Origin of the sequence: Serratia sp. 1D1416 (assembly GCF_003641105.1) — a bacterium.
Classification (GTDB): Bacteria; Pseudomonadota; Gammaproteobacteria; order Enterobacterales; family Enterobacteriaceae; genus Serratia; species Serratia ficaria.
This window is the reverse complement of sequence record NZ_CP032738.1, coordinates 3150924-3164269: the sequence shown is the minus strand read 5'-3', so window position 1 is coordinate 3164269 and position 13346 is coordinate 3150924. Positions and strand designations below refer to the sequence as shown.

General features: G+C 60.8%; 12 protein-coding genes. 5 read left to right on the top strand and 7 right to left on the bottom strand.

Annotated features, from left to right (window positions below; translation table 11 throughout):
• Positions 1 to 120 precede the first annotated feature (120 nt).
• From cdd to sanA, 3 genes are all read left to right on the top strand, one after another.
• Positions 121 to 1005 (top strand): cytidine deaminase, encoded by an 885-nt coding sequence (cdd, locus tag D7I37_RS15375; RefSeq protein WP_061798440.1) that lies wholly within the window; start codon positions 121 to 123, stop codon positions 1003 to 1005.
• Positions 1006 to 1234: 229 nt separating this feature from the next.
• The gene (locus D7I37_RS15370; RefSeq protein WP_061798439.1) at positions 1235 to 2932 is read left to right on the top strand and encodes an NAD-dependent malic enzyme; all 1698 of its coding nucleotides are present in this window, start codon (positions 1235 to 1237) and stop codon (positions 2930 to 2932) included.
• Positions 2933 to 3102: 170 nt separating this feature from the next.
• Positions 3103 to 3846 carry an outer membrane permeability protein SanA gene (gene sanA, locus D7I37_RS15365; RefSeq protein WP_061798437.1) on the top strand — a complete coding sequence of 248 codons (744 nt, stop codon included), beginning with the start codon at positions 3103 to 3105 and terminating at the stop codon, positions 3844 to 3846.
• A gap of 65 nt (positions 3847 to 3911) precedes the next feature.
• On the opposite strand, the gene mglC is transcribed toward sanA, so the two are convergent.
• The 3 genes from mglC to mglB form a co-directional block, all read right to left on the bottom strand.
• Positions 3912 to 4922 (bottom strand): galactose/methyl galactoside ABC transporter permease MglC, encoded by a 1011-nt coding sequence (mglC, locus tag D7I37_RS15360; RefSeq protein WP_061798436.1) that lies wholly within the window; start codon positions 4920 to 4922, stop codon positions 3912 to 3914.
• A gap of 11 nt (positions 4923 to 4933) precedes the next feature.
• Entirely contained in the window at positions 4934 to 6442 is a 1509-nt protein-coding gene (mglA, locus tag D7I37_RS15355) for a galactose/methyl galactoside ABC transporter ATP-binding protein MglA (protein WP_061798435.1), read from the bottom strand.
• A 102-nt stretch (positions 6443 to 6544) separates the two neighbouring features.
• Positions 6545 to 7537, bottom strand: a complete 993-nt coding sequence (gene mglB, locus D7I37_RS15350; protein ID WP_061798433.1) for a galactose/glucose ABC transporter substrate-binding protein MglB — start codon at positions 7535 to 7537, stop codon at positions 6545 to 6547.
• Between the two features lie 58 nt (positions 7538 to 7595).
• On the opposite strand from mglB, the gene D7I37_RS27575 reads away from it, so the two are divergent.
• A complete protein-coding gene (locus tag D7I37_RS27575) occupies positions 7596 to 7730 on the top strand; it encodes a hypothetical protein (protein WP_255211568.1) in 135 nt (44 codons plus the stop codon).
• Between the two features lie 73 nt (positions 7731 to 7803).
• Here the strand turns inward: D7I37_RS27575 and galS are convergent, their stop codons facing one another.
• From galS to D7I37_RS15330, 4 genes are all read right to left on the bottom strand, one after another.
• Complete coding sequence (gene galS / locus D7I37_RS15345) at positions 7804 to 8841, bottom strand: HTH-type transcriptional regulator GalS (RefSeq protein ID WP_061798431.1); 1038 nt, start codon at positions 8839 to 8841, stop codon at positions 7804 to 7806.
• A 129-nt stretch (positions 8842 to 8970) separates the two neighbouring features.
• Positions 8971 to 10143, bottom strand: coding sequence for a DUF418 domain-containing protein YeiB (gene yeiB / locus D7I37_RS15340; protein WP_129543950.1), 1173 nt, complete (start codon positions 10141 to 10143; stop codon positions 8971 to 8973).
• A gap of 67 nt (positions 10144 to 10210) precedes the next feature.
• The gene (gene folE, locus D7I37_RS15335; protein ID WP_061798426.1) at positions 10211 to 10873 is read right to left on the bottom strand and encodes a GTP cyclohydrolase I FolE; all 663 of its coding nucleotides are present in this window, start codon (positions 10871 to 10873) and stop codon (positions 10211 to 10213) included.
• Between the two features lie 242 nt (positions 10874 to 11115).
• A complete protein-coding gene (locus tag D7I37_RS15330; RefSeq protein WP_061798424.1) occupies positions 11116 to 12276 on the bottom strand; it encodes a YbfB/YjiJ family MFS transporter in 1161 nt (386 codons plus the stop codon).
• 106 nt (positions 12277 to 12382) lie between these two features.
• On the opposite strand from D7I37_RS15330, the gene D7I37_RS15325 reads away from it, so the two are divergent.
• Positions 12383 to 13306 (top strand): LysR family transcriptional regulator, encoded by a 924-nt coding sequence (locus tag D7I37_RS15325; protein WP_061798422.1) that lies wholly within the window; start codon positions 12383 to 12385, stop codon positions 13304 to 13306.
• The last annotated feature ends 40 nt before the right edge of the window (positions 13307 to 13346 follow it).

Genomic DNA, 13346 nt, shown 5'->3' with positions numbered 1-13346 from the left:
ATACATCTCGCATTTATATGTTTCATTGCATTGATTTCATCAATAAAGAGAGATGAATCACACTTTAATTTGGCCGGGCTGCCTAGAATGTTACCCCGTTAACCTGTAGAGAGACTTTCTATGCACCCGCGTTTTCACACCGCCTTCAGCGAACTGTCCGCGACACTGCAATCCGCCCTGCTGCCTTATCTCGATGCGCCTGACTTTCCGGCGATGTTCACGGCGGAGCAGGCAGAGGCGATCCGGCAGCGCAGCGGGCTGGATGATGATGCCCTGGCATTTGCCCTGCTGCCTTTGGCGGCGGCCTGCTCGTTAACGCCGATATCGCATTTTCACGTCGGCGCCATCGCCCGCGGGCAGAGCGGCAACCTGTACTTTGGCGCCAATATGGAATTCAGCGGCGCGCCGATGCAGCAAACGGTGCACGCCGAGCAGTGCGCGGTGACGCACGCCTGGCTGCGCGGCGAAGCGGCGCTGGCCTCCATCACCGTCAACTACACGCCGTGCGGCCACTGCCGGCAGTTTATGAATGAGCTGAACAGCGGCGCCAGCCTGCAGATCCGCCTGCCGGGCCGCGCGCCGGCGACGCTGGCGGATTACCTGCCGGACGCCTTCGGCCCGAAAGATCTGGATATCGCCACGCTGCTGATGGACCAGGTCGACCACGGCTATCAATTGGCGCTGACCGAACCGTTGGCGCAGGCCGCATTGGCGGCGGCCAACCAGAGCCACGCGCCTTACAGCCACGCCCACAGCGGCGTGGCGCTGGAAGCCGAAGACGGCACGCTGTATGCCGGCCGCTATGCCGAGAACGCCGCCTTCAACCCGAGCCTGCCGCCGCTGCAGGCTGCGCTGATCCTGTTGAACGTCTCGGGCGGCGACTGCCTGAAGATCCGCCGCGCCGTGCTGGCCGAACCGCAGGGCGCCATTTTCAGCCAGTGGGACGCCACCCGCGCCACGCTGGCGGCGCTGGGCTGCCAGCAGGTCAGCCGCGTCGCTTTCTAATGTAGGGCGCAGCAAGATGGCGGAGCCGCCCGGCGCCGCCATTAACAGCCCGGCCCGCCAAATACAATGCCATTCATCTTCCAAAACACTTTCTTTAGTTAAAAAATCATTTGATTGTCGATAATTGCGCCAACCTGGTTCATCATTTGGCAACAAATGCTGTACATATTCTCCCTATCTTTTAGGATCGGCAGCAATAAAGTTATCTGATACGTAAAGAGTAAAACTGATGGAACTAGAATACGAAAGCAAACGCCCTCTCTACATCCCTTACGCCGGCCCGATTTTGCTGGAATTTCCGCTGCTGAACAAAGGCAGCGCCTTCACCGAGGAAGAACGCAGCCACTTCAACCTGCACGGCCTGCTGCCGGAAGCGGTGGAAACCATCGAAGAACAGGTTGAACGCGCCTATCGTCAGTACCAGGATTTCAAGAACGACAACGACAAGCACATCTACCTGCGCAACATTCAGGACACCAACGAAACCCTGTTCTACCGCCTGCTGGACTCGCACCTGAGCGAGATGATGCCGATCATCTATACCCCGACGGTCGGTGAAGCCTGCGAGCATTTCTCCGATATCTACCGCCGCGCGCGCGGGCTGTTCATCTCCTACCCGAACCGCGACCGCATCGACGACATGCTGCAAAACGCCACCAAGCAAAACGTCAAGGTGATCGTCGTCACCGACGGCGAGCGCATTCTGGGCCTCGGCGACCAGGGCATCGGCGGCATGGGCATTCCTATCGGCAAGCTGTCGCTGTACACCGCCTGCGGCGGCATCAGCCCGGCTTACACCCTGCCGGTGGTGCTGGACGTCGGCACCAACAACCCGCAGCGCCTCAACGATCCGCTGTATATGGGCTGGCGCCATCCGCGCATCTCCGGCGACGAATACCACGCCTTTGTCGAAGAGTTCATCCAGGCGGTCAAGCGCCGCTGGCCGAACGTGCTGCTGCAGTTCGAAGATTTCGCGCAGAACAACGCCACCCCGCTGCTGAACCGCTATCGCGATGAAATCTGCTGCTTCAACGATGACATTCAGGGCACCGCCGCCGTCACCCTCGGCAGCCTGATCGCCGCCAGCCGCGCCGCCGGCAGCCAGCTGCGCGACCAGACCGTCACCTTCCTGGGCGCCGGTTCGGCGGGCTGCGGCATCGCCGAACAGATCATCGCGCAGATGAAGTCCGAAGGGTTGAGCGAAGACGAAGCGCGCGCCCGCGTATTCATGGTCGACCGTTTCGGCCTGTTGACCGACAAGCTGCCCAACCTGCTCGATTTCCAGGGCAAGCTGGTGCAGAAGAGCGAAAACCTGGCCGCCTGGCGGACCGACAGCGACGCCATCTCGCTGCTGGACGTGGTGCGCAACGCCAAACCGACCATTTTGATCGGCGTATCCGGCCAGCCGGGCCTGTTCACCGAAGAGCTGATCCGCGAAATGCATCAGCACTGCCCGCGCCCGATCGTGATGCCGCTGTCCAACCCGACCTCCCGCGTGGAAGCCCGTCCGGAAGACATCATCAACTGGACCGAAGGCGCCGCGCTGGTCGCCACCGGCAGCCCGTTCGCGCCGGTGACCTATAAAGAGCAGCTGTTCCCGATCGCCCAGTGCAACAACTCCTATATCTTCCCGGGCATCGGTCTTGGGGTGCTGGCCTCCGGCGCCACTCGCGTGACCGACGCCATGCTGATGGCCGCCAGCCGCGCGCTGGCCGACTGCTCGCCGCTGGCCACCGACGGCCACGGCGCGCTGCTGCCGAACATCGATGACATTCAGGGCGTATCGAAATGCATCGCCATGGAAGTGGGCAAGGCGGCGCAGCTGCAGGGCGTGGCGATGGTCACCTCCGAAGAGGCGCTGTCTAAGGCGATTGAGCACAACTTCTGGCGGCCGCAGTACCGCAGCTACAAGCGCACCTCGTTCTGATTTGCGCGTTTAAAAAACCAGGTCCGGCGAGCCGGGCCTTTTTTTATGCCTAAAACCGCCGAAAAATGCGGCACCGCACGTGCTTCAGGCGGTGGACAGCTTGCGTCGGCCAGTCAGGTAAAGTAGCCTTGATCCATCTTTTTAGCCCCCCCAGCGCGTAAGGCAACAACATGTGGAAACGCCTGATAATCAGCCTGTTCATCATCATTGCGATGTTGATGCTCTCGGCGATCGCGCTCGACCGTTGGATCAGCTGGAAAACCGCGCCCTACGTCTATGACGAACTGCAGGGGCTGCCTCATCGCCAGGTCGGCGTGGTGCTCGGCACCGCCAAATATTACCGCACCGGGGTGATTAACCAGTATTACCGCTACCGCATTCAGGGGGCGATCAACGCCTACAACAGCGGCAAGGTAAAATACCTGCTGCTGAGCGGCGACAACGCCCAGCAAAGCTACAACGAGCCGATGACCATGCGTCGCGATCTGATCGCCGCCGGCGTGGCGCCGAGCGACATCGTGCTGGATTACGCCGGCTTCCGCACCCTGGATTCCATCGTGCGCACCCGCAAGGTGTTCGACGCCAACGACTTTATCATCATCACCCAGCGCTTCCACTGCGAGCGGGCGCTGTTTATCGCCCTGCATATGGGCATCCAGGCTCAGTGCTACGCGGTGCCTTCGCCGAAAGACATGATGACGGTGCGCGTTCGCGAGATCTTCGCCCGCCTCGGCGCCCTGACCGACCTGTACATCCTCAAGCGCGAACCGCGCTTCCTCGGCCCGCTGATCCCGATTTCCGCCATGCACACCGTGCCGGAAGACGCCCAGGGCTATCCGGCGGTTTCGCCGGAGCAGCTGGTCGAACTGGAACACAAGCTGGCGGAAGAGAAACAAAAAGCCAGGAAGCCCTGACCCGGCGAGCGGATAAAAAACGGCCAGCAATGAATGCTGGCCGTGGTGTTTTCTGGCGCCGAGGCTTATTTCTTCTTGGCGTATTTCAACGAGTCCAACGCCACCGCGAAGATAATGATGCTGCCCTTGATGATGTACTGCCAATAAGGGTTGATGCCGATATAGGTCAGGCCGTAGTTGATGACGGTGAAAATGATCACCCCGGTCACCACCCCCAGCACCGTCCCCACCCCGCCGGCGAAGGACACGCCCCCCACCACGCAGGCGGCGATCGCATCCAGCTCATACATAAAGCCGAGGTTGTTGGTGGCGCTGCCGATGCGCCCCGCTTCCAGCAGGCCGCCGAAGGCGTAGAACACGCCGGACAGCGCATAGATCATGATCAGGTTCAACGGCACGTTGACGCCGGAGACCTTGGCCGCTTCCGGATTGCCGCCGATGGCGAAGATATTCTTGCCGAAGCGGGTCTTGTTCCACAGGATCCACACGAACACGATGGCTATCACCGCATAGAAGGTAATGTACGACAGCTTGAAGTCGCCGAAGCGCAGGAAGCCCTGGGCGAAGGTCGAGAACTTCGGATCGAAGCCGGCGACCGGCGAAGCGCCGACCGAGTCGTAGTACAGCGAGTTGATGCCGTACACGATGATCATGGTGCCCAGCGTGGTAATGAACGGCGTCACGTTGAGATAGGCGATGATCAGGCCGTTCACCAGACCGATCACCGCGCCCACCGCGCACACCAGCAGGATCACCAGCGGAATCGACCAGGTTTCCATGTGCGGAAACACCTTGTTGACGTTGTCCATCGACTGCAGCAGCGTCGCCGCCACCACCGCCGCCAGGCCGACCTGGCGCCCGGCGGACAGGTCGGTGCCCTGGGTGACGATCAGCCCGGCCACGCCCAGCGCGATGATGATGCGCACCGAGGACTGGGTCAGGATGTTGCTCAGGTTCATCAGGCTGAGGAAGGTCGGGTCCTGGATAATAATGATCGCCAGCAGCACCAGCAATACCACGTAAATGCCACCTTCCTTGAAGTAGGTGAACAAGGTTTTTTTATTCAGCGCGTTCATAATTCTGATCCTTAAAGGTGCAGGGATGCGAGACGTAAGATTTCATTTTGCGAGGTCTGTTTGGTGTTGACGATGCCCGCAACCTGACCATTACTCATCACCAGTATTCTGTCGGTAATTCCCAAAAGCTCCGGCATTTCGGACGAGACAATAATGATCCCCTTGCCCTTTTTCGCCAGCTCGGTCATCAGCTGATAAATCTCGAACTTGGCCCCCACGTCGATGCCGCGCGTCGGCTCGTCCAGCATCAGAATTTCCGGTTGGGTCAGCAGCCAGCGGCCGATGATCACCTTCTGCTGGTTGCCGCCGGACAGCGAGCCGATATGGGTGTGATGCCCCGGGGTTTTGACCCGCATGGCGTCGATCACCCACTGGGTGTCGCTCTTCATCCGGGCGTTGTCCAGCAGGCCAATCTTGTTTTTGTAATTGCGGATATTGGAGATCAGCGAGTTGAAACCCACGTCCAGATAGGCGTAGATCCCGGTGGAGCGGCGCTCCTCGGTAACCAGCGCAAAGCCGTGGTTGATCGCTTCATTGGCCGAGTGGTTGTTGATCGGTTTGCCGTGCAGCTTGATGGTGCCCGCCACCTTTTCGCGGATGCCGAACAGGGTTTCCACGATGTCGGTGCGCTTGGCGCCCACCAGCCCGGCGATGCCGAGGATTTCCCCCTTGTGCAGATCGAAAGACACGTCGCGGATCGACGGCTGGCGCAACGAGGTCAAATTTTTCACCTCCAGGATCACCTCTTCCGGCGTGTTCTGGCGATCGGGGAAACGCTGGCTGAGCGATCGCCCGACCATCATGGCGATGATCTTGTCCATATCCAGCCCTTCCAGCGGCTGGGTGGCGATCCACTGGCCGTCGCGCAGGATGGTGATCTCGTCGCACAGCTGGAAGATCTCTTCCATCTTGTGCGAGATATACACTATGCCGCAGCCGCGCTCTTTCAGCTTGCGGATAATGGTGAACAGGTGGTTCACCTCTTTCTCCGTCAGCGAAGAGGTCGGTTCGTCCATGATCACAATCTTGGCGTCGTAGGAAAACGCCTTGGCGATTTCGATCATCTGCATCTGCGATACCGACAAGGTGCCCACCTTGTCGCGCGGGTTGATATCGATATCCAGCTCGTCGAAGATCGCCTGGGTATCTTTGAGCATCTTGTCCTGATCGACGAACATGCCCTTGGTCGGGTAACGCCCCAGCCACATGTTGTCCATCACGGTGCGCTGCAACACCAGGTTCAGCTCCTGATGCACCATGGAAACGCCGTGTTCCAAGGCCTCTTTCGAGCTTTTGAAGTCCACCTCCCGGCCCTGGAAAATGATGCTGCCGCTGTCTTTTTTATAAATGCCAAACAGGCATTTCAATAACGTCGATTTCCCCGCGCCGTTTTCCCCCATTAATGCATGAATGGAGTGCGGACGAACGCGCAGGTTCACATTATCCAATGCCTTGACGCCGGGAAACGACTTGTTGATATCCGCCATTTCCAGCAGAAACTCGCGTGGGCTGTCGGCCATAAATACACCTGGCTTATCGGTCTTTTAATCGTAAATTTCCCCGTCCGCGGCTTTCCTGGTGTTGGCGGCCGCGGGCGGGGTCATTGCGGGTTATCTCAGCGCTTATTTCACAAACTGAGACAGGTTGTCTTTATCTACGCCAACGTAAGGAATGCGCACGACTTTGTTTTCGATCTTGTATTGCGTGCCGTCGGCGGCCGGTTTGCCGGCGGCCAGGTTTTTCGCCAGTTCGAAGGTGGCTTTCGCCTGGTTGTCGGCGTCGTTCAGCACCGTGCCGGCCATCGCGCCGGATTTCACCAGCGCCAGCGCTTCAGGCAGCGCATCCACGCCAAACACCGGAATGCTGGATTTGTTGTGGGCCTTCAGCGCTTCCACCGCGCCCATCGCCATGGCGTCGTTGTTGGCGATCACCACTTCAATCTTGTTGGCGTTAGGGCCGGACAGCCAGGCGTCCATTTTGTCTTTCGCCTGCGCGGTGTCCCACATCGCGGTATCCATCTGCAGCTGCTGGGTTTTGAAGCCCTTCTCATTCAGCGTTTTCACCACGTAGGTGGTGCGCGCTTCGGCATCCGGATGGCCCGGTTCGCCCTTCAGCAACACGTATTGGATCTGGCCGTCTTTGTTCAGGTCCCAGGCCGGGTTGGCTTGCCAGTGCTTGGCGATCAGCTCGCCCTGGATCACGCCGGATTCCTTGGAATCGGTACCGACGTAATAGGCTTTGTCATAGCTGTCCAGCGCCTTGCGGGACGGTTCTTTGTTGTAAAACACGATAGGGATATCGTTTGCGCGCGCCTTGTCGATCACCACCGGCGCGGCGGCCGGGTCGACCAGGTTGATCGCCAGCGCCTTGACGCCCTTGGCCAACAGCACGTCAATCTGATCGTTCTGCTTGGACTGGTCGTTTTGCGAGTCATTCATCAGCAGGGTGATGTCCGGAGAAGCTTTGGCGTCCTTCTCAATCGCTTTGCGCACCACCGACATAAAGTTGTCGTCGTATTTATAAATCGTGACGCCAATACGGGTATCTGCATGGGCTGCGGCGCCGAACATCATCGCGGCGGCCGTTGCGGCCAGGGTGAAAACCTTCTTATTCATTGTCTGTCTCCGGTTCTGTGTAGGGTCTTACTCATTATTGCGCCAAGGGGCGCCGGCGGTGCGCGCGCCCCAGGCCTGGCGTTTTGCCAATAAAAACCTGTCGTCCGTGGATATTGTTATTCCCGAGAAAATGCTGTGTCAGCGCGAGGTAAAAACTGCAGCGGCAAGTGCCTTTGCGCCGGAAAACGCCTAGAGCATAGACGGCGCGATGTTAATAATCTGTGAATTTTCTCACAGATTGAAAACGGTTACACAAGATTAAATGTTCAGAGAGTGACCGTCGCCTCACTTTGCCAGGGGGCGACGGAATGGCGCCGCACCAGCGTCGGCATGAACAAATGCGTGGCCTGAGGCTCCGCCAGCCCTGCTGCGCCCTGCAGCGCCAACTCGGTAGCCAGGGTGGCCATCGAGACGATCGGGTAGCGCACCGTGGTGAGCTTGGGGCTGGTGTAACGCGCAATCGGGATATCATCGAAGCCCACCAGCGAGAAATGTTGCGGCACCGTGATACCGTTTTCTTTCAGCACCGCCATGGCGCCGGCGGCCATCGCATCGTTATAGGCGAATACCGCGCTCAAGTGCAGGTTGCGCCCCAGCAGCTCGACCATCGCCGCCTCTCCGCCCTGCAGATCCGGGGAGCCGTAGGCGCGCCAGCTGTCGGGCGTCGCCAGCCCCGCGGCGGCCATCGCCTGCGCATAGCCCTGCTGGCGCAGCGGCCCGTCTTCGATAGGATGATTGGAGCCGAGATAACCGATGCGCCGGTGCCCCTGCGACAGCAGCAACCGCAGCGCCATTTCCGCGCCGCAGACGTTAGCCAGCCCGACGCAGCGCTGTTCGTAGCCGGCGATGATGCGGTTGATCAGCACCATGCCCGGCACCTGGTCGAGAAAGCCGATAAGTTCGGCGTCGCTCAGGGCTTTTGCATGGACGATCAACGCGTTGCAGCGTTGCCGAATCAAGACTTCGATGGCGTGGCGTTCTTTGTCCGCCTGATGGTAGCTGTTGCCGATCAGCAGGTATTTGTGGTGTTTTTGCGCCACGGTGTCTACCGCTTTCACCAGCGCGCCAAAGAACGGGTCGGAGACGTCCATCACCACCACGCCGAGCGTGTCGCTGCTCTGGGTGGCCAGCGCCTGGGCATTGGCGTTGGGCCGATAACCCAGCTCCGCCACCGCCTGCAGCACCTGTTCACGCGTCTCCTTGCTGGTCAGGGCGCTGTGGTTCAGCACGCGAGAAACGGTCGCCACGGACACGCCGGCGCGTTTCGCCACGTCGCGGATGGTGATCGGGTGAGCTGGAGGCATGCGGGATCCTGAGGTCGGGGTAGTGGCCAGTGGCGCTATCCTACCCCGTTTGTCATCCTCCCCAGCGTGAATTGCGTCACAGGAAAGAAAACGTTTACATACATTTTTTTAACCTGCCGGCGTCGGATCTCAATTCTGCGTTTTTGCCGCCGGCCTGTCGGCCGCCATCAGCGTCAGCCTGCGCCACAGCCACTCCGCCGGGCCCTGGGAAAAGTATCGCAGCCACAGCGTCGAGAACAGCAGGTTCGCCAGCCACACCAGCGGCACAAACGCCAGCAGCTGCAGCCGGTCGAACTGCGGATACAGGCCGAACCGGTAAAACAGCGTGGTGCAAATCAGCGTCTGCAGCAGATAGTTGCTCAACGCCATGCGCCCGATCTGCGTCAACCCATGGGCGATGCGCAGGCGCGACAGCGTCGGCCAGAAGCCGTAACACAGCGCCAGATAGCCCATGGCCTGCAACGGCGCGCCCAGCTCGCGCGGCACCTGCAGTAAAAATCCGCTCCAGCGGTAGTCCCAGTGCAGATGCCACTGCAGCGCCACCGCCGGCAGCTGGATCAGCAATGAAAGCGGTATCAGCCAGGCCGCCTGCCGGCGGTAATAACCCGGCGCATAGGCGCCGCGCAGCCAGCCGCTGCGCATCAACCCGGCGCCGAACAGCATCAGCCCCGCCAGCTCCCAACCGTACTGCGCGCCGATGGCCAGCAGGCTGGAGGACAACAGGTCGGCGCGGCTGCGCCAGGCTTCGAAGCCGCCCTGCAGCTTCCAGAATTTCTCGTACTGCAGCTCGGCCACCCCGGGTTGCCAGAACCCGCCCGGTTCGCCATGCGAAATAAAGCCCAGCAGCAGCAGCACCGCCACGCCGATCAGGTACAGCACCACGCCGGTTTTCAACAGCTGGAAGGTGTCTTTGGCTTCGCGGATCATCCGCCAGCACACCAGGCCGATCAGGCCGTAAGCCAGCAGAATATCGCCGTCCCACAGGAAAATCGCGTGGCCGAGGCCGAACAACACCAACCACGACAAGCGGGCACGTATCCAGCTTTTGCCGCGCCGCAGCAGCATGTGCAATCCGGCGCCGAACAGCAGCGCGAACATCGCCAGGAATTTGGCCTGGGCGAAAATATCCAGCAGCGCCCAGGTCCAGGCGTCGCGCGCGGTCGGCATCCCCAGATAGGCCGGATTAAGGTAGGCCGCCTTCGGCAGGCCAAAGGCGCTGATGTTCAGCAATAAAATGCCGAGAATGGCGATACCGCGCACGCAGTCCAGCGTGGCGATACGCGGCAGTGGATGATTGTTCATTTTTTACCGCTGTATTCCGCTCAATAAAAAGGCGCCCGCAGGCGCCTGTTACCGGAGTGTTCGCCCATCACTGATGATGGCGCACCGCGCGCAGGAATTCCTGGCGGGTATTCTGGCTGGACTTGAACAGCCCCCCCAGCGAGGTGGTGGTGGTGGCGCTGGTCGCGTCACGGATCCCGCGAGCCTTAACACAATAATGGACCGCATCAATAGATACCGCCACGTTGTTGGTGCCCAACAGGGTCTGCAGCGCCACCAGGATCTGCTGGGTCAGACGTTCCTGCACCTGCGGACGCTGCGAGAAGAACTGTACGATGCGGTTGATCTTCGACAGGCCGATCACCGAGTCTTTCGGGATATAGGCCACGGTCGCCTTGCCGTCGATGGTCACGAAGTGGTGTTCGCAGGTGCTGGTCAGCGTAATGTCGCGCACCGTCACCATCTCGTCCACCTTCATCTTGTTTTCGATGACGGTGATTTTCGGGAAGTTAGCGTAATCCAGGCCGGAAAAAATCTCATCGACATACATTTTAGCGATGCGGTGCGGGGTTTCCGCCAGGCTGTCGTCGGACAGATCAAGATTAAGCAGCTGCATGATTTCGGTCATGTGCTCTTTAATCCGACGTTTACGCGTTTCACGATCCAGCACTTCCCCACGCAATGGGGTTTCCAGACCACGCTCTTCCAGCGCCGCATGAACCAGCGCAGCTTCTTTACTTAATGATGTCATTTATTGTTCTCCAACGGACCTGAACCCGCCGATACGCCCCTTGCGGCGCGCGGCAGACGGATTTCTTGCTCTCCTGACGGCAGAGTTTCCGTAGCTGATAACGGGATCCCGGTCAAGATTTTGCCCCCACTGTAGAGGAGAGCGCGGCGATTATCCAGTGATTGTGCTTCATCCGCAGGTGAAATATCCGCATTTAGCACAATCAGGCGGGCTGCGGGTATTCCACTTTTTTTGTACGGAATTTAATCACCGGCCGCCGTTTTCCGCACTCGCTGACGCGCCGGCGTATTCACCACCAGCAGGCCCGCCACCAGCAACGCCGCCACCGCCACATACAGCGCCGGCTCCAGACGGTGGGTCAAGGCGGTCGACAGCGCCGACAGCATCGGCCCGACCAGTTGGCCGATGGCGTAGCCGGTGGTCAACAGGCCGGCCATATAGCGCGCATGGTTCGGCGCCAGTTCTCGCCCATGCTGGATAGCAAGCTGCACCACGCTGAGGAAACCGCCGCCGGTCAGCATGGCCCCCAACGCCAGCCCGGCGACGCCCGGCACCACCTCGGCGCACAGCACCCCGAGCGCCTGCACCCACAGGGTGATCGCCAGGCGGCTCTGGGTGGTGAGGCGGTGGCGGGTCAGAATGCCGATGACAATCCCCAGCACCGCGGCGCCGCCGAATACCGGCCAGACAAACTGCCCGAACAGGCTGGCGGGAAAACGCGCCGCCGCCATCTGCGACAGGAAGGTGGCCGGCAGGATATAGCCGAAGCCGGCGAGGCTGTAGCTCAACACCAGGCGCTTCAGCGCCGGGGTCAGCCGCAAGGGCTCCGGCGCGACGTTCGGCCGATGCAGCTCCCCCGCCCGCGGCAGGTTAACGCCGATCGCCGCCACCAACGCCAGCGCCAGCACGCCATAGACCAGCCAGGCCTGCGCGGCGGTCAGCGCCAGGCTGTGAATGCCCACCGCCAGCATGCCGCTGATGAAAATGCCGGCGCCCGGCCCGGCGAACACCGCCGCGCTCAGCGCCGGGCGGCCATAGTGCGCCAGCCGCTCGTTGGTCCAGGCGGCCACCAGCACCATCGCCCAGCCGCTGGCCCAGCCGATGACAAAGCGCAGCGCGCCGTGCAGCCATTCGCCCTGCGCCAGCGCCGACAGCAGCGTCAGCGCCACTGCGCCCCATACCCCGAGCCAGAGCCGCCGCTCGACGTGGCGGCCGGCGCGCATCGCATCGTAGGCGCCGCACAGGTAGCCCAGGTAATTGATCGCCGCCACCAGCCCGGCGCCGGTCAGGCTGAACTGGTGCTCGGCGATCATCAGCGGCACCTGGGGCGTAAAGGCGAAGCGGCCGATGCCCATCGCGACGATCAGGGCAATAAAACCGCTCAGGGCAATGCGTAAGGCCATCTCGGTTATCCAACAGGTTAAAAGAAAGTTGCGAGTATCATGCAGCAGTATTAAACTCACAAAAACTGAATAATACTCACCAAGTTCATCACGAAAAGAGAACAAAATGGATCTGACCCAGCTTCGCATGTTCTGCAGCGTCGCCGAAACCGGCTCCGTCGCCCGCGCCGCCGAGCAGCTGCACCGCGTGCCGTCGAATCTGACCACCCGTTTGCGCCAGCTCGAACAGGAGCTGGGCACCGATCTTTTTATCCGTGAAAAACAGCGCCTGCGCCTGTCGCCGATGGGCCACAACTTCCTGTGTTATGCCAACCGCATACTGGCGCTGAGCGAAGAGGCGATGAGCATCACCCACGCCGGGGAGCCGGCCGGCAATTTCGCCATCGGCTCGATGGAAAGCACCGCCGCCACCCGCCTGCCCTCGCTGCTGGCGGCTTACCACCAGCGTTTCTCCCAGGTGTCGCTGTCATTGAGCACCGGCACCTCCGGCGAGATCGCCGAACGGGTGCGCGCCGGCACGCTGGCGGCCGCGCTGGTCGACGGGCCGGTGCAGTACGACGAACTGAACGGCTGCATCGCCTTCCCCGAACACATGGTGGTGATCTCCTGCCTGGATCATGCGCCCATCCATAGCGCCAAAGACGCCAAGGGGGAAACGCTGTTCGCCTTCCGCGCCAGCTGTTCCTACCGCCTGCGGCTGGAATCCTGGTTCAGGCGCGAAGGCGCGCTGCCGGGGCAGATTATGGAAATCCAGTCCTACCACGCCATGCTGGCCTGCGTCGCCAGCGGCGCCGGGCTGGCGATGATCCCGCATTCGGTGCTCAGCCTGCTGCCGGGCCACCAACGGGTCAAGGTGCACGCCCTGCCGCCGGAAGTGGCCGAAACCGCCACCTGGCTGCTGTGGCGGCGCGATGCGTTCGGGCCGAACGTGCGCGCGCTGAAAGAACTGATTATTGAACAGACGGAAACCGCCGTCGTTGAACACGACGAACAAGATTCACCAGACGTTATCGATATGTACCCTAAATAATTGGAGTGGCATCAAGGCAGCCAGGGCGAGAGTCCCCTGG